We start from the raw sequence: 25,336 nt of genomic DNA, 5'->3' as shown, positions 1-25,336 counted from the left end.
TCAAAAAATCACTTTATCTTATTCTTGCAATTGATTGGCAAGGCAATAAAAAAGTACTGGTATTTTGGATTAAAAATACCGAATCAGCAAGTAATTGACTTGATGTTTTTAGCGAACTAAAAACTCGCGGACTGCAAGATGTTCTAATAATTTCTTACGATAATCTAAGCGGAATTAGTCAAGCAATTGAAGCACTTTTCGCGCAAACAGATGTTAAAATATGTTGTTCACCAAATTAGAAACTCGCTTTTAAAAGCTTCTAACAAGCACAAAAAAGAGTTTGTCCATGATATGAAAAAGATTTATCAAGAATCTGCTATGCAAAATCTTGATTAATTTGCGAAAAAATGAGGCTAAAAACATCCTTTAATTATCAAATCTTGGTATGGAAATTTCGTTGAATTAAGGACATTTTTTAAATATCCATATGAAATAAGGCAAGCAATTTATACGATAAATTCAATTGAATCAGTCAATAAATTAATTAGGAAAAATACAAAAACAAAAGGCGGAATTCAAAGCGTAAATTACCTTTCGAAAATAACTATTTAACGCTCAAAAACGCATCTAAAAAATGACAAAGGGTAATAAATTGATTCATAATTAAAAAACAATTAGAAATTATTTTCCCTAATCGATTAAATAATGTAAAATTAAATTAGATTTCTTTTTCAAAAAAATCCATAAAATTTAAAACACAAAATTATGAACACTCCCCAAAATTAAAAATGTAAATTAAAAAAATAATAAATAGGAGTAAAAATGGTTGATATAATTAAATTAGAAATAAAAAATTTGCCAAATGAAATTAAAGAACACTTGTATAGCATTTTAAGAAAAATTGAGCCAAATCCAGATTGAGAAAAATTTAAAAATTATAGCGCTTTAGATGAATCATTAGAAGCTTATTTTAGAAAGTATCCTGACGATTTTATCACTTTTCAAGCTGGCGTTCCAGAAAGTCTTTACAGCCAAGCTATTCAAGAAAATGATTTTAAACACTTAGATTATGAAGATGTTATAGAAAATTTAAATCAAAATCAAAAAGATAAAATAATACTAGATATTTGTTCACTGGCGAAATATTTAAAAGATGAAAATGATAATGATTATGCAGATGAGCCTTATATTTGAGAACCCACTGACGAAGATTGAGAAGATCTCAAAAAATTTGATAAAAAACTTTGAGAACAATATAAAAATAATAAATATATTTTAGTTTTACCTAAGGGTAAAGATCAAGGCGATCTCACATTTTTTACAGATGATGACCAACTTATTTTTTTCGCTTTAAATGATCAAGAGCTGGCGCCTAGACTTCTTAAGCGACATTGAAAAGTTCTTGACCCTCATTATAAAGTCAATAGATGAATTGAAAAAAAATATGAGCTTAAATTAGCACAAAAAGACAATTCAAAGCAAACCAAAAAATTCAAAGCACCAAAAAAGAAAATGTAATTAAACCAATAAACTAAGAATAGATAAGTTTTTGTGCTGTACAATTTCTTAATAGAGTAAAGCCTAATCACAAATTTTAATAACTTTGACTATATTGATTTAATAGATTTAATAGTAGATGATTTAAAAAATTAAAAATTTAATTTGAATTTAAAAATTCTTTTATATTGCTTGAGGGTACAAAAAAAGAAATACCTTGAACCGGTTTTTCATTTATAAGTCGAAAAGTCATTATCCCAATTACTTGATTTTTAGTATTTAAAACAGGACCACCACTATTTCCTGGCTCAATTGTGATACTAGTTCGAACAAAATTTTGATTAGCTAATTTATTAGTTCCTGAAACTATTCCTTTGCTAATTGTTAAGCCAAGATTATGTGGATTTCCAATTGTAAAAATTTCATCGCCATAACCAAAATTTTCTTCTATTTCAAGATTTTTAACTTGTGTGTTTAGTTCCAAACTTAATATGTCATAGTTTGGTGAAATTTTTATAATTTTGGTTTTTTTGTAGTCTTTTTCATTTGCAAAGCGATAAAAAATATCGATTTCATCGCTATTTTCAAGAATGTGTTTATTAGTGATAATTTTATTATCTATAACAAAACCGGTAGCAAAAGACAATTCCTCGTTTTTTTGAAGTTTAATTTCAACAATTGACTTTAAAAGGGCTTCATGGTTAAGTTTTGGATTTAGTTTTATTCAATTATTTGTTAGCAAACCAACGTTTGCTAACAAAATTCCAAGATTTAGAGCCAAAAATAAACCAATAAAGCCGTATTTTTTAGTGAATTTTTTCATTTTATCTAAAAGTGTCTTATTCTTAGTGAGATTTATTATAACATAATTTTATTTTTAACCAAGCATTTTTTTTTTTTTTTTACAAAATGTTAATTTTAAAATAATAAAAATTAGGATTTTAGCCTCAAAAACCTCGGATTTTACAGGTATTTTTGCATATCTATATTCACTAAAAAGCAAATTTTTGCATCAAACCGGGAAACTCGTGATTCAGGAACAATTTTTAATCTAAAAGCACAAAAAAACCTATGAATTCATAGGCTTTTTTTAGATTTTGGTATTTAAATTTCTAACTAAACTAGTTCGATAATTGCCATTTTGGAATTATCGCCGTTACGGCTAGGAATTTTAACTATGCGAGTATAGCCACCTTGTCTTTCTTGATAACGAGGTGCTATTTTGGTAAACAAATAAGGCATAACTTTCATTCCGTCTTTGGTTTTTTGGTTATATAAATAACTAAGAACTTGACGGCGAGCTGCTAGATCATTTTTTTTGGCTTTGGTTATTAGTTTTTCAACAACAGAACGAAGACGTTTTGCCCGTGCAAGAGTTGTTTTTAGATGACCATGTAAAATTAAAGAAGTTGCAAGTGAGCGGAAAACTTGGCGATCTCAGGCAGCGTCACGGGAATAAATTTGGTGCGGATTAGCCATAATTAGTTTTCTCCTTTTTGTTCGTTTTTATATATTTCAAGTTTTTCAATTATTTCCTGAACTGATTTACGACCAAGATTTTTAATATTTTCAAAGTCATCTTGTGTTAAATTTTCAATGTCAGAAATTTTATAATAATGTGCGCGTCTAAGCGCATTTATTGAGCGCACGGAGAGGTCTAAAGACTCAATTGCATCCGAAAAGCGGCGCGATGGTTCTTCTTTGACGACTGAGGGTTCAAAAAATTCCTCGGAAAATTTGTTAATGTTTTCGACATTTGCCAAAATATTAAGGTGGGCTAGTAAAATTTTTGAACCCTCAGAGACAGCATCTTTAGCTTTAATTGAGCCGTCAGTTTTAATTGAAAAACTTAGTTTTTCTTCAACAATCGGGCTAGCTGAGTTAATTTCAACAGATTGATAATTAGCACTTAAAACCGGTGAAAAATCACTATCAACAGCCAAAACTGTGCCATCAAGGTTGGATTCAAGACTTAGTAAAACTTCGTTTACGAATTTTTTATTAGTTTCAAAATCGCTAAAACCTTTACCTGAAGTTATAAAAAGTTCAAATTTAAGTGAATTAACCCTTGAGACATCGGCAATATATAAATCAGGATTGACAATTTTTAGTCCACTATCAGAAACAATGTCGCGAGCATAAATTTGTCCAGCTTTTTGGCCATTAAAACTTGCCCGGTGAATTTGATTTTGACCAAAAAGGGCAGGATCATAGAAAAAACGGACTTTTTTTAGGTTGTTTAGAATTGTAACAACATCTTCAATTACATTATCAAGAATACTAAATTCATGAGTTACGCCGGCAATTTTTACGCCAAAAACTGCACAAGAAGTAATGGAAGACAAAACTACACGACGAAGGGCATTTCCGATTGTATTTCCAAGTCCGCGCTCGAGCGGTTTTAGTTCAAAACTTGTTTCAAATTCACTAATTTGGTCAGTTAAGTTTTCAGAATAGTAAACATTTGCATGTTTTTTCATAAAATCCTACCTTTTTTCCTGACGTTTAAATCATTTACGCGGTGGACGAGTTCCGTTGTGGGGAATTGGCGTAACATCTTGGGTAAGTAAAATATTAATTCCTGAAGTTATAATTTGCTTACGCGCAGCTTCTTTTCCTTGCCCGGTTCCTTTAAGGTGAACAACAACTTCGCGCATTCCGTGTTCACGCGCTTTTTGGGCAGCTGCAGCGGTTGCTAAGGTAGCAGCATATGCGGTTTTTTTCTTTGTTCCTTTAAAGCCAATTGATCCTGAACTAGCTCAAGAAATTACATTTCCTTGTTTGTCAGTAAAAGAAATTATCGTGTTTTGGTGTGAAGAGTGAATGTGGGCAATTCCGGCTGTTACATTTTTAGGACGGATTTTTTTAACTTTACGTGTATTAGTTGCCATGATTAACTATTTTTTACCTTTGTCTTTTTTTGCCATAATTGCTTTTCTTGGACCTTTTCGAGTACGTGCGTTTTTCTGCGTTACTTGACCACGAACTGGAAGACCTTTACGATGACGGATTCCACGATAACATTTAATTTCAATTAGTCTTTTAATATTTGATTGAACTTCACGGTGCAGGTCACCTTCGGTTTTATAAGTTTTTGCAATATCACGAATGATTTGCAAAACATCTTCCTGAATTTCTTTAACTTTTGTATCTTGGGTTAAAACAGGATATTTTTTCCCAAATTTTTCTTGCTGAATTGCAGCAGTTTTGTCAATTATTTCTGCAGCAAGCGATTTTCCAATTCCATAAATACTTGTAAGAGCAATTACAATTCTTTTATGATTGGGGATTTCAACATTAAGAATACGTGCCATATTTTAAACTTATTTAAATAAATATATTTTCCTTTTTATAAAATTTTATTTTTCACCTCTAAAAATTTAAAAGTGAAAAATACTAACAAAATAGAACAAAAATCAAAAACTATCCTTGTCTTTGTTTGTGTTTTTTTAAAACACAAATTACACGGTTCACCGAACGACGCTTAATTATTTTGCAATCTTTGCAAATTTTTTTAATACTTGCTCGAACTTTCATTTTTTTCCTTTAAATTCAGGTAATAATTTCAAAAAAATTATTTAAAGCGGTAAACAATTCTTCCTTTTGAAAGATCATAAGGTGACATTTCAACCTTAACGCTGTCGCCTAAAATAATTTTAATGTGATGAAGTTTCATTTTCCCAGCAACATGACAATTTAATTTTACTCCATTTTCAAGAGTTACTTCATATTCTTGGGAGTTAAAAACGTGTGATATTTTACCTTGAAATAATAATTTTTGTTCTTTTGAAGAATTTTGCATCTATTTTTGATCCATTTCTGTTAGTATTATTCCCTTCCCGTCTTGAATTAAAATTGTCTGTTCATAGTGGGAAGTTTTTTTACCATCATTTGATTGTACCGATCATCCGTCTTTTAAAATTTTTATTCGCGGAGAACTTTGGACGATCATTGGTTCAATACAAATTACCATATTATTTTTTAATTTTTTTCCAGTGCCCGGGACACCAAAATTGAAAATATTAGGATTTTCGTGCAATTTTTTGCCAATACCATGGCCACAAAATTCAACAGGAGTAAAAAATCCGTAGGACCTTATTACTTGATTGATAGCAAAACCAATGTCACCTGTTGTTGCGCCAGGTTTGATTGCCTTGAAGCCGGCAAAAAAAGCTTCCTCAGCACATTTTATTAGTTTTTCATTTTCAGCATTTGAGCCAAGTGATTTACTAAAAGCTGTGTCGGCAAAAAAACCATTATAAGATAGTCCTAAATCAACTGAAACCAAATCACCTTCTTGAAGAATGTAGTCATTTGGAATACCATGAATGAGGATTTCATTAACACTTATACAAATAGTTGCCGGAAAACCGTGATAATTTAAAAATGCTGGTTTGGCGCCTCTGGCAATAATCTCATCAAAAGCGATGGCATCAATTTCTTTTAAAGAGATCCCTGGTCTTACAAAGTCATAAATTTTTTTCTTGACTTCTGCCAGGAGTTTAGCAGCAATTTTTAGTTGCTCAATTTCAAATTCTGTTTTAATTAGAGACATTTTTCAATTTCATTAACAATTTCATCCAAGCTTCTTTCAACATTTAAATAATGAATTTTACCATGTTTTTTATAATAATCGACAATTGGTGTTACAGATTCATTAAATTTTTCGATTCGAAGCTTAACAATTTCAGGACGATCATCAGGACGGGTAAATAAAGGCTCACCGTCAATGTCGCATGTATTTTCTACTTTTGGTTTTGCTAGTAATAAATTATATGATTTTTGACATTTACTGCAAAACAAACGTTGAGAAAGGCGACTAACTATTGTCTCTGGTTTGATTTCAAGATAAAAAACTTTGTCAACATCAATTTTATTTTCGTTCATAAAATTGAGTTGATTTAATGTTCGCGGGTAGCCATCAAGAATATAACCACTTTGAGGCGGCAATTGACTGATAAAATTTGACAATAAATCGTTAGTAATTTCATCAGGAACATATAGGCCATTTTTAACATAGTTTTGAATTTTCTCGGCAAAATCACGATCTTTTTTGATTTTTTCACGGAAAAGATTACCAGTAGAAATATGAACTAATTTAAACTTGTCAACTAGAATTTTTGAAATACTACCTTTTCCTGAACCAGGGGCGCCAATTAAAAGAATTTTTGAATTAGATAATGACATTGTTAAATTTTGAGACCTTTTTTAATTTTTTACCATAATAAATCACGACTTGACTTTGCTGAGGAAGAATCTTGTTTATATGTAAGATTTTTGCGGATTTTTTTGGTTTGTTTTAATACTTTTTGCGCTCCATAACGTGCTTTAATTTGCGATATAGTTTCAAGAGCAGTTGTTCCTAAAATTATTATTGAGGTTCCTGAAAAAGTTATTGCCGAAGGTAGACCTAACATTATCGCAATTGGCTGGAAAATTCCAAGAAAAGTCAAATAAATAGCACTAAATACTGAAATTCTAAGAATAACACCAATTAAATAATCTTCAGTTTGCTCACCAGGACGAATACCGGGGATAAAAGTTGAATTTTTGGCAAAATCCTGGGAAATTTTATCAATCCGCGATTGCTGAAGCGACATAATAATGCTAAAAATAATATTGCATACAATAAATATAGTAAGTCCAATAGGGTGATGGATTTGCAAATTATTATCTATTCAATTACGGGCAGCTGAAGTGTTTCGATCAAAAAATCCGGTCAAAAGTGAAGGGATTGAAACAACAATTAAAGCAAAAATTATTGGCATAATTCCGGCTGGATTTAGTTTTAAAGGCAAAACCGATATTTCTTTAATGTTTTTGGACATCCCTGAACCAGTTTGTTGAATTGGGATTTTTCTCTCGGCCAAATAAACATAAACTGATATAAATAAAATAGCCAAAAATGCAACGATATAAAGGATAAAACTAAGAACTTGTGTTATTAGTGATGAAGGGGAAGAAAGATCGACTAAATACTCAAAAGCATGACGAAAACGTTGTGGAAGACCAACAATTATTCCCGAAAAAATTAATAACGAAGTCCCGTTTCCTACACCTTTATCGGTTATCTGTTCGGCTAAAAACAAGGAAAAAAGCGAACCAGCAACTAAAATCAATGGTAAAACAAACCAAATATATGCAGCGCTAGTAATTTCTAAACGAACAAAGCCAAAACTTTCATTAAGAATAACGGTTCGAATTAAAACAATCGCCTGAATAAGCGCAACAAGAAGAGTCAAAAATCTTGTAATTATATTGATTTTTCTTCTTCCGGCAGGACCAGACTGGGAAAGTCGATGAATTGGAGGGAAAATCTTTGTCTGAGCAATAAGCATGAACAAAGACGACGTAATAAAAGGGCTGATGCCTAAGGCAACAACTGAAAAATTAAGTAACCCGCCACCACCGACGGTATTAATGATACCTAAAAATGAGTTGGTATCAATTTGGAATTGCAACAACCTGAGCCCAGGAATAGTAATTGTACCACAAACAATAAAAATTACCAATAAAAAAAATGTAAAAATTATTTTGCGGGCAAGAACTTTTTCTTTATAAACAAAAAGGATATAATTTTTGAGACTTATATATCCAGAATTTGTTTTTTCTCAAAGTTTAGCAAAAAGTTTGCTCACTAGTTTACCTCAGTAATTGAACCGCCGAGCTCTTCTATTTTAGCTAGTGCCGCTGCAGAATAAGCATTTGTTGTTACAAAAAGTTTTTTTGTTAATTCACCTTTTGCAAGTAATTTTGCTGGCAAATTACGTTTTTTAAGCACACCTTTAAGATAAAGTGACTCAAGACTAATTTTATCCCCATCTTGATAACGGCTTTCAAGATCGGATAGGTTAAAGATTTCATATTTTTTTGAGTTAAAATTGCGGAAACCAATTTTTGGCACACGACGAAATCAAGGGTTTTGACCACCTTCAAAGCCAAGACGAACAGTTGAACGTTTTTTTTGTCCAGATTGACCTCTACCGGCTTGTTTACCTTTTCCAGCAGCATGCCCACGCCCTTTACGGTGTTTTTTTGTTCTTGCACCAGGGGTATAAGTTAAATTTTCAAGTCTTATTGCCATGTTTGTTCCTATTTTTTTAAGTTATATAATTATACTTTATTTTAAAACTTTTTTTCAAAAAACATAAAAAAAGTTTTAAGCAATTTTTAGTGCCTAAATTTTACCCTAAGGCACTAAAAATTTAAAGATTTTTTGCTATTTTTTAAATAAAGGGAAAAATTTATGAATTTGAGAAGCAAAAGTTATTTTTTTTGGGCTAAAACTTGTGATGGATTAAGATCACGAAGTTCAGCAATTTGACTAATAGTTTTAAGTCCTAAAAGCGCTTTGAGAGTTGCACGCACAACGTTAATTTTTGTTCTTGATCCGTAAGTTTTTGTATAAATATCAGTATAACCAGCAAGTTCAACAACAGCACGCACGGTATTTGAAGCAACAATTCCTTTACCTCTTGGGGCTGGTTTGATGAGAATTTTTGAGGCTGAATATTTAGCATTTATCTCATGTGGAACGGTTGATCTTCGGTAAATTGGCACAGACACAAGACGGTTTTGTGCATCTTTTACGGCTTTACGAATTGAGTCCTGCACTTCGTTAGCTTTTCCGTGACCTAGACCAACTTTTCCTTTTTTATTACCAACAACGGCAAAAGCACTAAAAGAAAAACGGCGTCCACCTTTTACAACTTTAGTTACACGGGCAACTGAAATTATTCTTTCTTCAAACTCAGGGCGAAAATTTTTTTCTTTTGGTTTTTGACGCTGACTGCGTGGACGTTGACGGTTGTTTTCTTTTGGACTGAATTGTTTTTGATTTTGACTGTTTTGATTTGATTTTTGCTGATTTGATTTATTGTGAAGATTTGTATCCATTTTAGAATTTTACTCCTTGGGCTCTTAATGATTCGGCAAAAGCTTTAATGCGACCATGATATAAATAACCGCTTCGGTCAAAAACAAAAGGATTTTCTTCCAATTTAAGCTCTTTTAATTTAGCGTATAATTCAGGGGCTAAATTACTTGCAGCTTGGATATTTCCGCTGTATTTATCAGTCTTGTCAAGTGTTGAAACCGAAAGGATAACTTGATTTTTTCAAGGATCAAAAATATAAGCATAAAAATGACGTAAAGATTTATATACGCCAATCCGGTATTTTTTTTGCTCTTGGTGCGAAGGACTAAGTTTTGCTAAAATACGGACATGTTTTGCTTTTCGGTGAAAATTACGTGATTTTTGCATAATTATTTAGAAGCTTTTTTCCCTTCTTTGAGTTTAAGAATTTCGTTACTATAAGAAATTCCTTTGCCTGAATAAGGATTTGGCCGGCGAACTTGACGAATTTGGGCGCTAAATTGGCCAACTTTTTGTTTGTCAATACCTTTAATTACAATAGTTGTTGCATTTGGTACTAAAACATCAAGTTCCTCTGGCACTTTGAGTTCAACTGGATGAGAATAACCAACTAAAAGTTCAATAACTTTTTCTTTTAGTGTTGCCTTATACCCAACCCCTTTAATTTTGAGTTCTTTTTGAAAACCTTTTGAGACACCAATTAACATTCCACTAAGGTGAGAATTTGTTGTTCCATGAAGTTGTTTTACATGTTTTTCTTCAGATTTTCTGATTGTCTTTAGTGTACTGTTTTCTTCAATAATTGTAATTAAATCAGAAAATTGGCGCTCTAAAATACCTAAGGGACCTTGAATTTTAACATTTGAGCCATTAATTTCAACACTAACTTTTTCAGGAATAATTAAAACACGATTACCGACACGTGACATATTTTTTACCAAATGTAGGCGATAATTTCACCGCCAACATTTTCCTTTCTTGCTTGTGAATCAGTTAAGAGCCCTTTTGAAGTTGATAAAATTGCAATTCCGTAGCCAGATTGGACAAAAGGAATTTTTTGGGCAGGGGCATAAACGCGAAGCGAAGGTTTAGAAATTCTTTTAAGTCCGGAAATTGATGAACTATTTCCTTTGTATTTGAGCTCAACAGTTATTGTTTTTTTAAGCTCGCCTTCAATTTGGAAATCTTTAATATATCCAGCTTCTTTAATAATTTCTAACATTTTTGCTTTAATTTTTGAATGTTGAAATGATACTTGTTTGTGTTTTCTGATTGTTGCATTCCGAATTCGGGTTAGCATATCAGCAATTGGATCTGTTATAAAAGCCATAATTTTACCAACTCGCTTTCTTAATTCCAGGAATTCGTCCTTGGTGAGCCAAAGTACGAAAACAAATACGGCAAATACGGAATTTTCTTAAAACTGAATGAGAACGGCCACACAACTGACAACGGGTGTAGGCGCGAACTTTGAATTTAGGAGCCCGATTTGCTTTGACTTTTCACGACATTTTTGCCATAGATTTATCCTTTAACCTAAAAAATTTTTAATTTTTTGCGAAAAATTAACTTTTTTTCGCAAAAGGAAAGCCTAATAATTCAAGAAGTTTTAAGGCTTGCTCATTATTTTTTGCACTTGTTACTATTATTACATCAAGTCCGCGAATTTTTGTGATTTTATCAAAAGTTATCTCGGGAAAAACGATTGATTCTTTAAATCCAAGGGCAAAATTTCCTTTGCCATCAAAAGATTTAGGGGAAAGACCACGAAAATCACGAATACGAGGAATTGCAATATTGAGAACTTTTGAAAGAAAATTCCACATTTGTTCACGACGAAGAGTAACTTTTCCACCAACTGGCATTCCTTGACGAAGTTTTCAAGTTGCAAGTGATTTTTTTGCCACTGTTTTATACGGTTTTTGACCGGTAATGTTTGCAAGATCATCAAGAACAGCTTCAATTGCTTTTGCATTTGTTACTTGATTTCCGGCAGTCATATTAACGACAACTTTTACAATTTTGGGAACTTCAGAAGGAGATTTGAAATTAAAATGGTCTTTTAGTTGGCCAAAAACATTATCACGATAGTGCTCTTGAAGCTTTGTCATACTAAATAGCCTTTCCTGTTTTTTTTGCAATTCGGGTTTTTTTGCCATTTTCCACTTTAAAACCAACACGAGTTGGAACAGCTGGCTTATCTTTTCCAGCTTTTTTGGCAACCAAAGCTAGCTTTGAAAGTAAAATTGGCGCTTCAAAAGTGACAACTTCACCTTTTGTATTTTTATTTGAAGGTTTACGGTGTTTTGTTTTAATGTTAACATCTTTAACAATTGCCGCATTTTTTGCAGGAATTATTTCAAGGACAGATGAGACTTTACCTTTGTCATCGCCAGATAAAACTACAACTGAATCATTTTTACGAATTTTTTGCATTTTTTAGAGAACCTCCTGGGCCAGTGAAGCGATTTTTAGGTAACCTTTTTCACGGATTTCTCTGGCAATTGGCCCAAAAACACGTGTTCCTCTTGGAGTTCCATCCTCTTTGATAATTACAACTGCATTATCATCAAATTTTATATGTGAACCATTTGGACGACGAAGACCGTATGTTGAACGGACAATTAGTGCCTTAACGACTTGTCCTTCTTTGAGCATTCCGTTAGGAATTGCTTTTTTAACAGAAACTACAACAATGTCACCAATATTTGAAGTTTTTTTAACAGATCCACCTAAATTTCGGATTACACCAACAATTTTTGCGCCCGAATTGTCAGCAACATTTAAACGAGATTGTTCTTGAACCATTTTAGACTTCTCCTTTTTTTTGTAAAACCTCAACTAGACGGAAATGTTTTGTTTTTGAAATTGGACGGCATTCTGCTATTTTAACAAAATCACCAACATTTGCTGTTCCTGCTTGGTCATGAGTTGCAAATTTTTTTGTTTTTTTGAACCGTTTTCCATAAAGTTTGTGTTTATAAGCTGTCTCAACAGAAACCATTATTGTCTTATCAGAAGTGCGAATTACTTTTCCTTGCAGTGTTTTACGAAGATTACGCTTTTGGGGAATTTTTTCTAAATTATTGTTCATTTTGGCTACTCATTTCTGCTGGTTTTGTTTGAATTTTTGGGGCTAAAAGCGGCTTGATATGCGCATTAAAATGGGCTTTTATTGATTTTGGCGATTTTGCAAATACGACTTTTGCCGCTTTTTTTTGCTTTTTGGTGAGTTTTTTTGGCTTTGGATTTTGGGCTAATTTTTGCTCAGAAAGAATTGTTAAAATTCGGGCAATTATTTTACGAATCTGGCTGATTTTGTGAGTTTGATCTAAATTTGAACTTTGATTTTTAAATCTTAAAGTAAATAATTCAGAACGGTATTCAAGAAGAAGTGCATTAAGTTCGCTTGGTGTTTTTTTTAAAAGTTCTTTATATTCCATTGTTTTCCTAAGATATAGTTACTATTTTTCATTTTAGTGGTAATTTATGTCCACCAAGTCGAAGTGCATCACGAGCAACATCGTCTTTTACACCTTTAATTTCAAACATCATTGTATTTTTTTTAACAACAGCGACTCAACGATCAACTGAACCTTTTCCAGATCCCATTCTAACTCCAATTGGCTTAGAAGTTAAAGACAAATGTGGAAAAATTCGAATAATAACTTGACCTTCACGTCCCATTCTTCTTGTAATTGCAATACGGGCAGCTTCAATTTGAGCCGCAGAAATTCAAGCTGAACCAACGGCTTGAAGTCCATAGTCACCAAAGGCTAAAAAATTTCCTGAGTGTGCTTCCCGTTTATCGTGATAAAGACGGAAAGTTTTACGGTGCTTAGTTTTTTTTGGTTGCAACATTTTTATCTCCTTTTATCACTTCTTATTACAGATTCAATATCAATTTTTTGTCTCGTTTCACCAAGTGAGACTCAAACTTTAACGCCCAAAATTCCGTAAGTTGTTTTTGCAATTGCAGTTGCATATTCAACATTTTGACGTAAAGTGTGCAATTTCATTTCACCTTCGGCATATCCTTCAGAACGAGCCATTTCAACACCATTAAGACGACCAGAGACAAGTGTTTTTACCCCTTTTGCGCCCGCTTTTAGTGCGGTTCGAATTGCAAATTTTTGGGCAATTCGGTATGAGCCACGTTGTTCAAGTTTTTGCGCGATTGTCTCAGCCATTAATTTTGCATTTAATTCAGGATTTGTGATTTCAATTGCATCAATGTGTAAAACAATTTTACGGTTTTTAAGAGTTTTTTTAAGTTGTTCAACAATTTTTTTCAGATTTTCGCCTGAAGATCCAAGAAATGAACCAAGTCTTGCTGTGTAGACTAAAACAGTAATTGCATTATTGCGATCACGACGAATTATTGTGTTTCCAATTTGGTATTCACGGGTTAATTTTTCAAAAAAACGGTGAATTTTAACATCTTCTAACAAATTAGCGGCAAATTTATTTTTCTCTGCATACCAAATTGCATTATGAGCTCTTGTTATTCCAAAACGGAAACCATTTGGATTTACCTTTTGTCCCATTATTTTTCTCCTTGTTTTGGATTTAAGTCTTGATTGTTAGTTTCTGGTAAAACTTCAGCAGGAGTTGTTGCCGGTTCAGATTCAAAAGACTCAAAAGTATTTGAATCTTGACTCTCAGCTAGAGCCCCAAGAACGACTTTGAAATGAGAAGTTCTTTTAAGAATTTGACTTGCTGATCCTTTTGCTCGTGGACGAAAACGTTTTAGCGTTGGGCCTTCATTAACAATCGCTGATTTTACAACTAAATTTGCTTGTTCAAGACCATGATTATTAATTGCATTGGCAATGGCAGAATTGATTAGTTTTCTAAAAATTGGTGATGCTTTTTTATTAGTATGGGCCAAAATTGAAAGGGCTTCAAAGACAGGTTTATTTTTAACTAAATTAGCAACAAGGCGTGCTTTTGAGGCAGAAATTCTTTGGGTTTTTAAAGAAGCAACTGCATAATTATTGTTTTCTAAATTCATTTATATTGTCCTTTTATTTCTTTTTAGCCTTGTCTTTTCCGTGCCCATAATAAGTTCTTGTTGGTGAAAACTCACCTAATTTGTGGCCTACCATATCATCGGTAACATAAACTTCGTTAAAAATTTTGCCATTGTGGACCAAAAAAGTTAGACCAACAAACTGAGGGAAAATAGTTGACCGGCGTGATCAAGTCTTAATTGGTTTGCGTGAATTTTTCATAATTGCATCATCAACTTTTTTAAGAAGATGCTCATCAGCAAATGGACCTTTTTTAAGTGAACGAGCCATTATTTTTTAGATTCCTTTCTTGAACGGATTATCAATTTAGTTGAAGCTTTTTTAGGATTTCTTGTCTTAACTCCAAGTGCTTTTTTACCTCAAGGAGTAAGTGGGCTTTTACGTCCGATTGGTTGTTTACCTTCTCCACCTCCATGTGGGTGATCATTTGGATTCATTACTGATCCACGAACAGTTGGTCTAATTCCTTTGTGACGATTTCGTCCTGCTTTTCCAATGTTAACAAGTGAATTTTCTTCATTTCCAACTACACCAACAGTTGCCCGGCAAGTAGATAAAATTCGACGGTATTCTCCTGATTTTAGTTTAAGAATTACGTATTTTCCGTTTTCATCACGACCTTGAATTTGGGCTCAAGTTCCGGCTGAACGGATTAGTTGACCCCCTGCACCTGGATGGAGTTCGAGATTGTGAACAAAAGTACCTTCAGGAATATTTTTAAGCGGCAGGCAGTTTCCAACAAGAATATCAGCCTCAGGACCAGAGGAAATTTTTTGACCTACTTTTAGATTTTTAGGTGCTAAAATATAACGTTTTTCGCCGTCAATATAAGAAACAAGGGCGATATTTGCTGAACGATTTGGGTCATATTCAATTGTTTTTACAATTGCAGGAATATTGTCTTTATTTCTTTTAAAATCAATTAGACGATATTTTCTTTTGTGCCGTCCACCTTGATGTCTAACGGTAATTTTACCTTGAGAATTACGACCTGAATGTTTTTTTAAAGTTACAAGCAAAGACTTTTCCGGTCTGTTTGTTGTTAAATTTGCACCAAAATCAAGTGAAGACATATGGCGACGGCCGTTTGTTGTTGGTTTATAATATTTAAGCGCCATTAGTTTGTCTCTCCTTGTTCGTTAGTTTGGTCTTTTGGCTCATTTTCAGGCTGATTTTCCTCAGTTTTTTGACTTTCGGCTGCCTGTTTTTTTGCAAGTTTTTGGGCTATTTCCTGATTTTTTTGCTCTAGTTGGGCTCTTTTTTCTTCAATTTGTTGACTGAATTCTTGTTGGTCTTTATTGGTTTGGTCAAGATTTTCCTGTGCTGGAGCTTCGTCTTCAAAAAGATTAATTGTGTATCCTGGTTTTAATTTTACAAATGCTTTTTTGTATTTAGTACTAAAACCACGTGATTTTCCTAGTTTTTTTTCTTTTTTTGGAACAGTGAAAATATTAACTTTTTCAACTTTTACATTAAAAATGTATTCAACAGCTTTTTTTGTCTCAGAACGATTTGTTGTCGGACTTACTTTAAAAGAATAAACTCCTTGAGACATTAACTGGTAGGATTTTTCAGTTAAAATTGGACCTTTAATAATATTATTTACGTTCATCTTCAATCCTTTTTTTAAGACTTGCAATATCATTTTCGGAAATGATTAGCAAATCAGTTTTTACTAGTGATTCAACTGTTATTGAATTAGGTTTTACTAACTCGACATTTGGTAAATTTCTTGCTGATAAAAATAAATTTGTATCAGTTGAGGCGATTAAAATGTGACGAAGTTTATCAATTTTAAAGGTTTTTAACTGTTCTACCAGAAGTTTAGTTGAAATTTTGTCCATTGAAAAATCATTTACTAAAACTTGGTGGTTTTGCGCTAGCTGAGAAAGGGCGCCAACAAAAGCTAATTTTTTTACTTTTTTATTTACTTTTAGAGTGTAATTTCTTAAAGTTGTCGGTCCAAAAGCGCGACCCCCGCCAACAAAAATTGGTGATCTTCTTGATCCAGCACGAGCTTTTCCGGTTGATTTTTGTTTTCAAGGTTTTTTACCTGTCCCTGAAACTTCACCACGGTTTTTAACTTTGTGAGTTGAAAAACGACGCGAAGCTCTTTCGGCCAAAATTGAGTCAAAAATAGCTTGAGTTTTTAGTTCTCTTTGCTCAAATAAAACTTCTGGAAGAGCTTTATCAGGGTTAAATTTAACAATATTTTCGTATTTTGCGCTCTGAATTGAAATTGGTGTGTTTTTATTCATGTTTTAACTCCTGATCTTTGGGACTAACTTCAAAAAGATTAATGGGAGTTTTAGAAGTTGATTTTTTAATTGCAGTTCTTATCATAACAAATGATTTTTTTGGACCAGGAATTGAACCTTTTACTATTAATAAATTATTTTCCTGATCAACTTTAACAATTTCAAGTGACTGTTTAGTTACGCGAGAATGTCCAAGACGTCCTGGCATTGTCATCCCCTTAACAACTTTGTTTCCGGAAATATCTCCAAGCGAACCAGTTTGACGAATTGGTTTTGAACCACCCCCACCACCGTGAGATCTAGGCCCAATTGCTTGATTGTGACGTTTAATTGGACCAGCAAAACCTTTTCCTTTGGAAGTTCCAATTACATCAACAAATTCACCTGCGCTAAATATTGAAACATTAATGCTTTGACCTAATTTTAAACCTGGAAAATCACGGAATTCACGAACAAATTTTTTCGGTTTAGTATCAGCTTTTGCAAAATGACCTAATTCAGGTTTTTTGTGAGCTGATTGTTTTTTATCAAAAACACCGAGCTGAATTGCTTCATAGTTATCTTTTTCTTTGGTAAGAATTTTTGTAACTATGTTTTCAGGAACTTCAATGACGCTAACAGGAATCGAAATACCATCAACTGTAAAAAGTTGCGTCATTCCAATTTTTCTACCTAAAATTCCTTTCATTTTAATTTACCTCGATTTCTAATCAAACGCCAGCTGGCAATTGTGTTCGTGAAATTTTTTCTGTAACTGCTTTTTGATTGTTTGGCGAAACTTTTAAAATTACTAGCCGTTTGTGGGTGCGACTTTCAAATTGTTCACGAGATTTTTTATTAACGTGGACAGATCTCAAAATTGTATAAATCGCTCTTGAAGTTGGTAGCGGTACCGGGCCACATGTCTCGACATTAAGTTCACGCGCTAAAAGAATAACTTTTTTAGCAGCAGCATCAATTTGACGGTGGTCAAACGATTTGAACTTAATTTTTATTGATGTTGTGCTCATAAAAAAATAAGTGAGTTGCTCCTGTTCATATTTTTGAACGGACTCGACATAAAAACCAATACACAAAAACAACTCCTTCTCGTGTATTGCAACCTTATGTTTCATAGTCCTTACAATGTAAAGATTAATTATAACAAAAAAACAAAAAATTTTCTTATCTTTGTAAATATTTTTTAGACAAATTTTACCAAAGCAAAAAATAAGAAAACTTTTCTTCGAATAAATGCTTATTTATTATACATGCAAATCCGCTAACACAAAGACAAAAAATGATTTTTTCTAAATTAATATAATAATTTAAAGGTTTTCTAACTTTTTTTGGTTTTGATTTTAACTTTTTTAATAGTTAATTTTTTAATTTTTCAATAGCTAAAAATGACTATCAAGGCCAAAACTGAAATCAGAAGCATAAATATTAAAAATGAAAAGTAAAATGAAAGATAAATAAAAGTTGCGGTCGTAGCAATTGTAACTAACGTGTAAAAAATTGCTCTAGTTACCAGTGAAATTCCGTTTTGGACATGAAATTTTTCTTTGCTAAAAAATAAATATGACAAACTGGAAAAAGTTGGAAAAAACAACGAAAATATAAACTGATTAAAACTAGTAATTATCATATATGAATAAAATTGAACATTTAAATTTTTGATAAAAGCAACAAAAGGTCAAATTCAACCCAATATTAGCAGGCCAACCAAAAGTCAAATAATGCTAATTTTTTTTCTTGTTTTATTTAATATTAAAAAACTAACGATTGTTCCTAAAACTGAAGCAAACGAAAAACCAATATTGAGTCATGTTGCTAATTGTTGGTAGTTAAAAATCTCTACTTGACTTTGAGAATTAATATATTCAAAAACCGGTGGAAATAGAGTTGTTCTTGGCAAAAAGAAAATTGCAACAATAAAATGGCCCGCTAAGACAAAAACTCATTTATAAGTCGAAATTTTTTTGTCATTTTCTTTGAAATTTTCTTGCTGGCTAAGGGCAAAATCAAATTTTTTTGCATTTAATTTTAGTAAAAAATAAAGCAGTCCTGAGATTGAATAGGTAATCATATTAAATAAAACCATTCAATAAAAATCAAGTCTAGAGTAAATAACTAAAGCAAATACTGCCGAAATTAAAAACCCCATTGCCGTTGCAAAAGAGGAAAAAACGTTGATATTTTGCATCTGTTTTTCATTGTTCGCTAGATAATAAACAATATTTTTCAAATAAATAAATCGAAAAGCATGGATAAAACCTAGCAATGTATTAACTAAAATTAATATTATTGAAAAGGTAAAAATTTGACTATCAGCCAGACTAAAAAAAATAATTAACAAAAAAGCTAAACAAAAAACACTTAAAATATCTGAAATTAATAGAATAATTTTATCATTTTTCCATTTTTGGACAATTTTGCTACTAAATAAATAAACTACCAAATTAGGTATTTGAATTAACAAATATAAAATTGTTACAAGTCAAAAATCGCCCGTAATTTTAAATATGTATAAAGACGAACTAAACTTAAAAGCTTCTGAACCTATCAATGAAGTGCTAAGTGAACTAGTAAATTTGATTGAATTTTTAAAAAATATTGTCATTTATTTCCTTGCAAATTCAAAGCAAAAAGAAAAAATTTTTTATTAGTGATAGCGAGGAATTAGAATGTATTTTTGACACCGGAATTGATAAAGTTATGGCATTTTGATTTTGAAAATTAGTGATATCAGTTCAACCTGAACCAAAATAAGGTCTAAATGGAATGCTATTTTTCTGAAAAATTTCAACAATTTTATTATAAAAAACAATATTATGTGCCGTAAAAGTATCAGCTACTCTTATTTTTATACCTTCATTATCTCAATTTTGGCACTCACAGACATCAATATTGACCAAAAATTTGTATTTTTTAATTTGATTAGTAACAAAAAAATCTTTTGTTGCTTGTAGTTGAATTTCCGCTTTTGTTGTCAGAAGGATATCAAAATTTTTATCAATATCCAAAAGAATTCTTGTTAATATGTTAGAAATTTTATTATCTTGATTTCGCGAAAAGATAGTAAAACCGGAAATTTTTATCTCACTTTTGGGTAAAACTTGGTAAATTCCATTTCCAGTGATTCCAAGGCACTTTAAATTAGGCCGATTTATTTTTGTACTTTTTTCTTCAGAAAAAACTAGATTGTCAACTTTGACACAAGAAATTTCATTAATTTTTTCTGAATTCTGGTCAAATATTTCAAAAACACCTGAGTCAAAATAAGTTGTTCCTTGATTAAAAACCTCACCAGCTATTGCAATACCGCCTACTTCATCGCTATGATTTATGAATAAAACATTGTTATACTTATTATTTTTTGATAAATAACCGCCGTTTGTTTCTTTATGAATATTATCACCAAACAATTTTTCGAGATACTTTTTTTCAAAACCCGGAATTGACGGGAAATTCAAGAAATTTATCATCATATTTGTATAAATTAGCTTGTTTTTTAGTATTTTGTCGAAAAAATCCAAATTGTTTTTAAATTGTTCTTTTATAAAAGTTAAAAAATTATAGATATAATTTTTTAACGATTGGTCAAAATAATTATTGTAGCTTTCTAATTTTGAAAAATCAAAATATTTATCAAGCATTTTGTCATAATTATAAAACCAATAAATAAAGAAACTATTTCATAGAGTATTTTGAAAGAAATTTTTTTCGGTTCCGTAATTAATATTGTCTGGATTTTTGCTTAGTATATTTCAAGAAATGTTCAAATCATCAATTATACTTAGCATTTTTTTATTTGAATCATGTGGAAAAACTGGACTTAAAACATAACCCATCATCGTAATTTTTTGAAAAAAAGCGTACTTGATCTTTAATTCATAAATATTTTTGTATTGGGATTCTTTTAAAAATTGTTTGTTTATTGTTTCTAAAACTATAAATTCAATAATAAAACCATTAATTCTAAGTATTTGTAAATTGTCGTCTTTTTTTATCAATTCAGCATTTTCTTCTTGCAAAATAAAATTAATAAATTCTTGACGTTGTCTAAAGGAACAATTTACAAAGCCTAAATCTAAATCGTTGGGCTTTCGACTTATAAAATTTTCCTTTCAAAATAGATAACTTCCTTTTAGAAAAATTTCCAAATTCAAATTATTTTCTTTATTGAATTTGCAAATTAACGATGCTATTTGGCTAATAATTTCTTGCATTTTTATGGTAAAATTTCCAAACTTACTTCTCTAGGGATTGACTCAACTTTGCGGATTCAGATTCGTTTATTATAAATAATAGCAATCATTCAAGGCAAATACTAAAACCGGAAGTTTTTAAAGGTATATTTTTTATCATTTCTGAATATGGCTCGTATTTTTAGGATCCTTTTTATGATATTATAATGAATTTAACGTTTCATTGTGATTTTATTTATACTTTTTTGGTAAAATGCCACTATTATTGAGGGAAAATTATTTAATCAAATAATTTTTTGTAATCATCAAAATTCATGTTTTTACCTTTTGTTGTTGATTTTTAAAAAAGAAAAACTAGCTTAACACTTAAAATATAACTGTAATTTTGTTGAATTAGTAATTGAAATTGCCAAAATTTTAACATAAAAAACATAAATTAGCTAAAAAAGTAGGGGAATATTAAAATTTTGGTTTATGTTTATAGAATTTATACTTTGCAAAAATAGCTATGAATAAAAATATAATTTTTACTGTTTTTTAATAAAAATTATATTTTTGTATTTTTTCTTGTTTTGTTCTTTGTTGTTTAATTTAGCATAATATAATTGTGAATAAACAAATTTATAAATACTTTATAAATAAATTTTATTAAGGAGTTCTTATGTCTTTTACAAAAAAAATAAAAAAATTTTACTAAACTTAACAGTATTAACAAGTTTAACGCTTGCAGTCGCAACACCAGCAATTGTTGCAAGTCAAAAAATAAATGCAAAGGCTTTTTTAGATTTTTCGGGAATTTCGTCTTCAGCAAAAAAAATAATATACAACTTGCTGAAATAAATGAAGAAGACTTTTATTTCGGAATAAAATTGGTAGGTGACCAAAATTTATCATATTATGAAGGTTTATTTTATCAAGACAAAATTTCATGAACTGGACAAGTAAAAACAAAATTTAGATTAAAAAATAAATATTATTATAGTCCAAAAAATTTAAAATTACAGCTGATATCTTGAATTTCGGGGCTTGGAAGCCCTTCTTTTCAAGTTGGTGACGAGATAAGATATGATGGTAAATTTTCACCTAGGGCAAGTATGAATACAGATGCTTGAATTGATTCCAATGGTTATCTTATTCAAACAATAACTAGTCATAATAATAAATATGCTTCAATTAATTATGATTATCACGGTTGAAAATACAAAGTAACAAAATTCGGCAGCTATGCGGCAGCAAGAGTTGATTTCGGTTGAAAAACTGGGAATTTATTATCTAATTCTGCTTTTTATAAGGTTTCTGAATTATCTGAAAGTTTGGGATAACAGTAAATGATTTCTAAAATTGTTGGGAAAAAATGAGTTATTTTCTCAATTATTAGTACAAGTTTAGGGTCGATCGCTATAAGTGTTGCATTAATTTATTATGTTTTTAATAAGTCTATTGAAGTTGAAATAAATAGATTTGAGCCTAAAACATTAGCTAGTGATTCAAAATCCGCATCTGTTTTCTCTAGTTTTGATCTAGAAAAAATAAACAGTTTTATTTTAGAAAATGAATTAAAAAAGGTGTGCAAAAAACTAGTTATACTCTAAAAAATAATTTTCAGGCAGATTATAATTACGTTGAATATTCAATATTTTGTGTTTTAAGGCAAATCTGTTTTAATAAAATTTATCATAAAGGCCTAAAATATGAAAAAAGAGCAAAAAAATTCTGCCCTTTTGAATGCTATATATAAAAAAGAAAAATGAAGAAACAGCCGCAAATTTTAATGACTTACTTTTGTTATTTAAATTTTGTTTTATGTTTATAAAGTTTATGGTTTGCAAAATTGCTGTGAATAAAAATATATTTTTTTACATTTTTTTAACAAAAATTATATTTTTGTATTTTTTTTTGTTTTTGTTCTTTGTTATTTTATTTAGCATGGTATAATTATGAGTGAAAATTCAATTCAATTTAATTCAATTTAACAATATATAATTATGAGTAAAAAAATACTAAGGAGATCTTATGTCTTTTACAAAAAAAATAAAAAAAATTTTACTAAATTTAACAGCGTTAACAAGTTTAACGCTCGCAGTCACAACACCAGCAATTGTTGCTAGTCAAAAAATAAATGCCAAGGCTTTTTTATTGTTTCCAGGAATTGCGCTTTTAGCAAACGAAAATTCAGTAGTGCAACTTGCTGAAAGAAATGACAAAGACTATTATTTCGGAATAGGATTAGCGGGTTACCAGTATTTATCATATTATGGTGGTTGATTTTATCAAGACAAAATTTCATGAACTGGAAAAGCAAGATCAAAATTTAGAATAAAAAATAGATATTATTATGATAATCCGAAAAATTTAAAATTAGATGTGACATCCTGAATTTCGGGGATTGGAAGCCCTTCTTTTCAGGTTGACGGCGAGATAAAATATGATGGTAAATTTTCAGCTAAAGCAGGTGCAAATGCAGGTGTTTCAATTGACTCAAATGGATATCTTGTTGAGTCAATCACTAGTCATAATCATAAATATGCGTCAATTGATTATGAGTTTAATGGTTGAAAATACAAAGTAACAAAATTCGGTAGCTGAGCGTCTGCAAGAGCTGAATATGATGAAGGAAAAGTTGTCAATATATTGTCTAATTCTTCTTTTTATAAGGTTTCTAAATTATCTGAAAGTATAGAAGAAAAGTAAATGATTTCTAAAATTGTTGGGAAAAAATGAGTTATTTTCTCAATTATTGGCGTAAGTTTGGGATCAATTGCTATAAGTGTTCCATTAATTTATTATGTTTTTAATAAGTCTATTGAAGTTGAAATAAATAGATTTGAGCCTAAAACATTAACTAGCAATTCAAAATCTGCATCTGTTTTCTCTAGTTTTGATCTAGAAAAAATAAATAGCTTTATTTTAGAAAATGAATTAAAAAAAGATGTGCAAGACAGTAGTTATGCTCTAAAAAATAATTTTGAGGGAGACTATAATTACGTATATGCAAACGAAATTTTAGCAATTTTAAAAATTTCGAATAACATTAATCAGAGCGATAAAGCAAAATCAACCTTAAAAGTCATACCTAATTTGATAGGAATGATACGTTTTGATTTAATTGATATTTATCAATTAATTAACATTTATTTCGCTATTAATCCGTCTAACAATTTTTCTAAAATTATTAATTTTATTTCGAAATATTATGATAAAAATAAAAAACAGTTTATTGACATCAAGGATGACTTTCAACCATTAGCTTGAAATATTTTCTATTTTAAATTAAATGGGCATGATTTTCAAAAATATTTCGATATTAAAGATTGAGTTAGGGATGAATTCAAGAAAATGAATTTTGAAAGTGAAGAAGTATTGATTAACGTGAGTGAAAATCCTGAATCATTACGCGATAAACGTTTTCTACTCATTAAAAAATATATATCAATTTTATCAATAGTGAATACTTTAGGTAAGAATCATTTCTCTGATATTATCAAAGAAAAACAAAAATCAATAAATATTTTAATTGAAAAATGGGATAAATATTATAGACAAATCATTGAAAATCAGAATACAGAAGAAAATAAAAGAAATTTTGTCGCTTCACCTTTATCAATGGCTATTTTTTACTACATTAGCAAGAATTTTTATGAATATTCTCCAGAGTATTTCTCAAAAATAAATGAATACACTAAAAACTGATTGATAAATTTTGAAATAAACGGTGATCCTGGGGTTTATGGCGGCGTGCTTCTTCACTATTATTTTGGAAATAATAAAAAATTAGATGCCGAATTACTTAAAAAAAGTGATGAAATTGTAGAATATGTTATTGAAAATGGTTTGTTTGCCAAAGATGCTGACATCACAAATACTATTTTTGCAAAACAGATTTTAGACTTGAGTGAGAAAAAAGATGATCAAGTGGAAAAAATAAATCAAACAATAGAAACCTTATTTAAGCAAACAACAAAAAAACCAGAAGATAATCCTGATTTTTTTGAGGACTTATATAATTATGTATTTTTTTCAATTAAGACTCATCCCGATTTTTTTAGGAGTCAAAAAGATTTTTTAAATACAATAATTGATTATAGTAAATTTGTAAAAAAACCAATTGATTTTTTTTATTTGTTTAAAACAATTGCGCTATTAAATAGTTTTTATAATACAGACAAACCGGCAAAAATTAATGTTTCCAAAGACATTTTTGACAATATTATAAATGTGAAACTAGAAAAAAATGCTCCGTTTTTTTTAAAATTTATTAACTTATTTATTAAGTTTATTTTTAAAAATGAATTAGTAGACAACAAGGAAATTGTTGAATTTATAAACCAAAATCTTGGTGAAAAAAATATAAATAACACTGAGTTTTTAGAACATCTTTTTTGGTATATTGAATTTCAAAGTACAATTAAATCAAAATTAGAACACCAAATAGATTCTACTAAATTAGAAAAATTTATTTCATTGTTAAAAAAAGATATTTTAGATAAAATCGATAAAAAAATAGGTAAAACACACTTTTTGAATATTAAAACTATTTATCTA

36 protein-coding genes and 2 pseudogenes are annotated in these 25,336 nt (G+C 30.3%); 6 read left to right on the top strand and 32 right to left on the bottom strand.

The annotated features are described in order from the left end of the window. Together MOSC01_RS05010 and MOSC01_RS0103315 are read left to right on the top strand one after the other, a co-directional pair. Positions 1 to 662 (top strand): annotated as a pseudogene (locus MOSC01_RS05010) (IS256 family transposase); the annotation flags it as partial. A gap of 100 nt (positions 663 to 762) precedes the next feature. After that, positions 763 to 1,458: a hypothetical protein gene (locus MOSC01_RS0103315; protein ID WP_010321377.1), complete on the top strand. Its 696-nt coding sequence runs from the start codon at positions 763 to 765 to the stop codon at positions 1,456 to 1,458. Positions 1,459 to 1,597: 139 nt separating this feature from the next. Here the strand turns inward: MOSC01_RS0103315 and MOSC01_RS0103310 are convergent, their stop codons facing one another. The 32 genes and pseudogenes from MOSC01_RS0103310 to MOSC01_RS0103155 form a co-directional block, all read right to left on the bottom strand. Further along, positions 1,598 to 2,260 carry a S1C family serine protease gene (locus tag MOSC01_RS0103310; RefSeq protein ID WP_010321376.1) on the bottom strand — a complete coding sequence of 221 codons (663 nt, stop codon included), beginning with the start codon at positions 2,258 to 2,260 and terminating at the stop codon, positions 1,598 to 1,600. Between the two features lie 293 nt (positions 2,261 to 2,553). Beyond that, entirely contained in the window at positions 2,554 to 2,916 is a 363-nt protein-coding gene (gene rplQ / locus MOSC01_RS0103300) for a 50S ribosomal protein L17 (protein ID WP_010321375.1), read from the bottom strand. Positions 2,917 to 2,918: 2 nt separating this feature from the next. Continuing rightward, the gene (locus tag MOSC01_RS0103295) at positions 2,919 to 3,917 is read right to left on the bottom strand and encodes a DNA-directed RNA polymerase subunit alpha (protein WP_010321374.1); all 999 of its coding nucleotides are present in this window, start codon (positions 3,915 to 3,917) and stop codon (positions 2,919 to 2,921) included. 6 nt (positions 3,918 to 3,923) lie between these two features. Further along, complete coding sequence (gene rpsK / locus MOSC01_RS0103290) at positions 3,924 to 4,328, bottom strand: 30S ribosomal protein S11 (protein ID WP_010321373.1); 405 nt, start codon at positions 4,326 to 4,328, stop codon at positions 3,924 to 3,926. A gap of 6 nt (positions 4,329 to 4,334) precedes the next feature. Continuing rightward, on the bottom strand, positions 4,335 to 4,751 hold the full coding sequence (gene rpsM / locus MOSC01_RS0103285; RefSeq protein ID WP_010321372.1) for a 30S ribosomal protein S13: 417 nt from the start codon (positions 4,749 to 4,751) through the stop codon (positions 4,335 to 4,337). A gap of 109 nt (positions 4,752 to 4,860) precedes the next feature. After that, the gene (gene rpmJ / locus MOSC01_RS0103280; RefSeq protein WP_010321371.1) at positions 4,861 to 4,974 is read right to left on the bottom strand and encodes a 50S ribosomal protein L36; all 114 of its coding nucleotides are present in this window, start codon (positions 4,972 to 4,974) and stop codon (positions 4,861 to 4,863) included. Positions 4,975 to 5,011: 37 nt separating this feature from the next. Continuing rightward, a complete protein-coding gene (infA, locus tag MOSC01_RS0103275; RefSeq protein ID WP_010321370.1) occupies positions 5,012 to 5,239 on the bottom strand; it encodes a translation initiation factor IF-1 in 228 nt (75 codons plus the stop codon). Beyond that, complete coding sequence (gene map / locus MOSC01_RS0103270) at positions 5,240 to 5,992, bottom strand: type I methionyl aminopeptidase (protein ID WP_010321369.1); 753 nt, start codon at positions 5,990 to 5,992, stop codon at positions 5,240 to 5,242. Then, positions 5,983 to 6,624, bottom strand: coding sequence for an adenylate kinase family protein (locus MOSC01_RS0103265; protein WP_010321368.1), 642 nt, complete (start codon positions 6,622 to 6,624; stop codon positions 5,983 to 5,985). Before MOSC01_RS0103265 ends, map begins: the two co-directional genes overlap by 10 nt. A gap of 29 nt (positions 6,625 to 6,653) precedes the next feature. Further along, positions 6,654 to 8,075, bottom strand: a complete 1,422-nt coding sequence (secY, locus tag MOSC01_RS0103260) for a preprotein translocase subunit SecY (protein WP_010321367.1) — start codon at positions 8,073 to 8,075, stop codon at positions 6,654 to 6,656. After that, a complete protein-coding gene (gene rplO, locus MOSC01_RS0103255) occupies positions 8,075 to 8,521 on the bottom strand; it encodes a 50S ribosomal protein L15 (protein WP_010321366.1) in 447 nt (148 codons plus the stop codon). Before rplO ends, secY begins: the two co-directional genes overlap by 1 nt. Positions 8,522 to 8,703: 182 nt before the next feature. Continuing rightward, a complete protein-coding gene (rpsE, locus tag MOSC01_RS04275) occupies positions 8,704 to 9,333 on the bottom strand; it encodes a 30S ribosomal protein S5 (RefSeq protein WP_010321365.1) in 630 nt (209 codons plus the stop codon). A gap of 1 nt (position 9,334) precedes the next feature. Next, positions 9,335 to 9,700: a 50S ribosomal protein L18 gene (gene rplR / locus MOSC01_RS0103245; protein WP_010321364.1), complete on the bottom strand. Its 366-nt coding sequence runs from the start codon at positions 9,698 to 9,700 to the stop codon at positions 9,335 to 9,337. 2 nt (positions 9,701 to 9,702) lie between these two features. Next, positions 9,703 to 10,242 carry a 50S ribosomal protein L6 gene (gene rplF, locus MOSC01_RS0103240; RefSeq protein WP_010321363.1) on the bottom strand — a complete coding sequence of 180 codons (540 nt, stop codon included), beginning with the start codon at positions 10,240 to 10,242 and terminating at the stop codon, positions 9,703 to 9,705. Between the two features lie 5 nt (positions 10,243 to 10,247). Further along, complete coding sequence (gene rpsH / locus MOSC01_RS0103235) at positions 10,248 to 10,643, bottom strand: 30S ribosomal protein S8 (RefSeq protein WP_010321362.1); 396 nt, start codon at positions 10,641 to 10,643, stop codon at positions 10,248 to 10,250. A 4-nt stretch (positions 10,644 to 10,647) separates the two neighbouring features. Beyond that, positions 10,648 to 10,833, bottom strand: a complete 186-nt coding sequence (locus MOSC01_RS04595) for a type Z 30S ribosomal protein S14 (protein ID WP_010321361.1) — start codon at positions 10,831 to 10,833, stop codon at positions 10,648 to 10,650. 45 nt (positions 10,834 to 10,878) lie between these two features. Further along, positions 10,879 to 11,424: a 50S ribosomal protein L5 gene (gene rplE, locus MOSC01_RS0103230; RefSeq protein ID WP_010321360.1), complete on the bottom strand. Its 546-nt coding sequence runs from the start codon at positions 11,422 to 11,424 to the stop codon at positions 10,879 to 10,881. Between the two features lies 1 nt (position 11,425). Then, the gene (gene rplX, locus MOSC01_RS0103225) at positions 11,426 to 11,749 is read right to left on the bottom strand and encodes a 50S ribosomal protein L24 (protein ID WP_010321359.1); all 324 of its coding nucleotides are present in this window, start codon (positions 11,747 to 11,749) and stop codon (positions 11,426 to 11,428) included. Between the two features lie 3 nt (positions 11,750 to 11,752). Further along, entirely contained in the window at positions 11,753 to 12,121 is a 369-nt protein-coding gene (gene rplN / locus MOSC01_RS0103220; protein WP_010321358.1) for a 50S ribosomal protein L14, read from the bottom strand. A 1-nt stretch (position 12,122) separates the two neighbouring features. Further along, positions 12,123 to 12,407, bottom strand: coding sequence for a 30S ribosomal protein S17 (rpsQ, locus tag MOSC01_RS0103215; protein WP_010321357.1), 285 nt, complete (start codon positions 12,405 to 12,407; stop codon positions 12,123 to 12,125). After that, on the bottom strand, positions 12,397 to 12,756 hold the full coding sequence (rpmC, locus tag MOSC01_RS0103210; RefSeq protein WP_010321356.1) for a 50S ribosomal protein L29: 360 nt from the start codon (positions 12,754 to 12,756) through the stop codon (positions 12,397 to 12,399). Before rpmC ends, rpsQ begins: the two co-directional genes overlap by 11 nt. A gap of 7 nt (positions 12,757 to 12,763) precedes the next feature. Continuing rightward, positions 12,764 to 13,174 (bottom strand): 50S ribosomal protein L16, encoded by a 411-nt coding sequence (rplP, locus tag MOSC01_RS0103205; RefSeq protein ID WP_010321355.1) that lies wholly within the window; start codon positions 13,172 to 13,174, stop codon positions 12,764 to 12,766. 2 nt (positions 13,175 to 13,176) lie between these two features. Beyond that, positions 13,177 to 13,860, bottom strand: a complete 684-nt coding sequence (gene rpsC, locus MOSC01_RS0103200; protein ID WP_010321354.1) for a 30S ribosomal protein S3 — start codon at positions 13,858 to 13,860, stop codon at positions 13,177 to 13,179. A 127-nt stretch (positions 13,861 to 13,987) separates the two neighbouring features. Beyond that, positions 13,988 to 14,327 (bottom strand): annotated as a pseudogene (gene rplV / locus MOSC01_RS04270) (50S ribosomal protein L22); the annotation flags it as partial. 13 nt (positions 14,328 to 14,340) lie between these two features. After that, positions 14,341 to 14,616 (bottom strand): 30S ribosomal protein S19, encoded by a 276-nt coding sequence (gene rpsS / locus MOSC01_RS0103190; RefSeq protein WP_010321352.1) that lies wholly within the window; start codon positions 14,614 to 14,616, stop codon positions 14,341 to 14,343. Next, positions 14,616 to 15,464 (bottom strand): 50S ribosomal protein L2, encoded by an 849-nt coding sequence (gene rplB / locus MOSC01_RS0103185; RefSeq protein WP_010321351.1) that lies wholly within the window; start codon positions 15,462 to 15,464, stop codon positions 14,616 to 14,618. Before rplB ends, rpsS begins: the two co-directional genes overlap by 1 nt. After that, positions 15,464 to 15,958 (bottom strand): 50S ribosomal protein L23, encoded by a 495-nt coding sequence (gene rplW / locus MOSC01_RS0103180; protein ID WP_010321350.1) that lies wholly within the window; start codon positions 15,956 to 15,958, stop codon positions 15,464 to 15,466. The genes rplB and rplW overlap by 1 nt, the downstream gene beginning before the upstream one ends. Continuing rightward, positions 15,945 to 16,604 (bottom strand): 50S ribosomal protein L4, encoded by a 660-nt coding sequence (rplD, locus tag MOSC01_RS0103175; RefSeq protein WP_010321349.1) that lies wholly within the window; start codon positions 16,602 to 16,604, stop codon positions 15,945 to 15,947. The genes rplW and rplD overlap by 14 nt, the downstream gene beginning before the upstream one ends. After that, positions 16,597 to 17,292: a 50S ribosomal protein L3 gene (gene rplC, locus MOSC01_RS0103170; RefSeq protein ID WP_010321348.1), complete on the bottom strand. Its 696-nt coding sequence runs from the start codon at positions 17,290 to 17,292 to the stop codon at positions 16,597 to 16,599. Before rplC ends, rplD begins: the two co-directional genes overlap by 8 nt. 1 nt (position 17,293) lies before the next feature. Further along, positions 17,294 to 17,614: a 30S ribosomal protein S10 gene (gene rpsJ, locus MOSC01_RS0103165; protein WP_029513109.1), complete on the bottom strand. Its 321-nt coding sequence runs from the start codon at positions 17,612 to 17,614 to the stop codon at positions 17,294 to 17,296. A gap of 308 nt (positions 17,615 to 17,922) precedes the next feature. Continuing rightward, a complete protein-coding gene (locus MOSC01_RS0103160; protein WP_010321346.1) occupies positions 17,923 to 19,206 on the bottom strand; it encodes an MFS transporter in 1,284 nt (427 codons plus the stop codon). After that, positions 19,190 to 20,815: a hypothetical protein gene (locus tag MOSC01_RS0103155; RefSeq protein ID WP_010321345.1), complete on the bottom strand. Its 1,626-nt coding sequence runs from the start codon at positions 20,813 to 20,815 to the stop codon at positions 19,190 to 19,192. Before MOSC01_RS0103155 ends, MOSC01_RS0103160 begins: the two co-directional genes overlap by 17 nt. Before the next feature lie 848 nt (positions 20,816 to 21,663). Between MOSC01_RS0103155 and MOSC01_RS04265 the strand changes: the two genes are divergently transcribed. The 4 genes from MOSC01_RS04265 to MOSC01_RS0103130 form a co-directional block, all read left to right on the top strand. Next, on the top strand, positions 21,664 to 22,116 hold the full coding sequence (locus tag MOSC01_RS04265; RefSeq protein ID WP_010321344.1) for a hypothetical protein: 453 nt from the start codon (positions 21,664 to 21,666) through the stop codon (positions 22,114 to 22,116). 6 nt (positions 22,117 to 22,122) lie between these two features. After that, on the top strand, positions 22,123 to 22,386 hold the full coding sequence (locus MOSC01_RS0103145; protein ID WP_010321343.1) for a hypothetical protein: 264 nt from the start codon (positions 22,123 to 22,125) through the stop codon (positions 22,384 to 22,386). 421 nt (positions 22,387 to 22,807) lie between these two features. Continuing rightward, positions 22,808 to 23,485: a hypothetical protein gene (locus tag MOSC01_RS0103135; protein WP_010321342.1), complete on the top strand. Its 678-nt coding sequence runs from the start codon at positions 22,808 to 22,810 to the stop codon at positions 23,483 to 23,485. Further along, a partial coding sequence (locus MOSC01_RS0103130) for a hypothetical protein (protein ID WP_010321341.1) occupies positions 23,486 to 25,336 on the top strand: 1,851 nt, incomplete at its 3' end.

Origin of the sequence: Mesomycoplasma ovipneumoniae SC01, assembly GCF_000218525.1 — a bacterium.
Taxonomy (GTDB): Bacteria; Bacillota_I; Bacilli_A; order Mycoplasmatales; family Metamycoplasmataceae; genus Mesomycoplasma; species Mesomycoplasma ovipneumoniae_A.
Note: the sequence above shows the minus strand (reverse complement) of the source record. Positions and strands in the feature narration are given on the sequence as shown.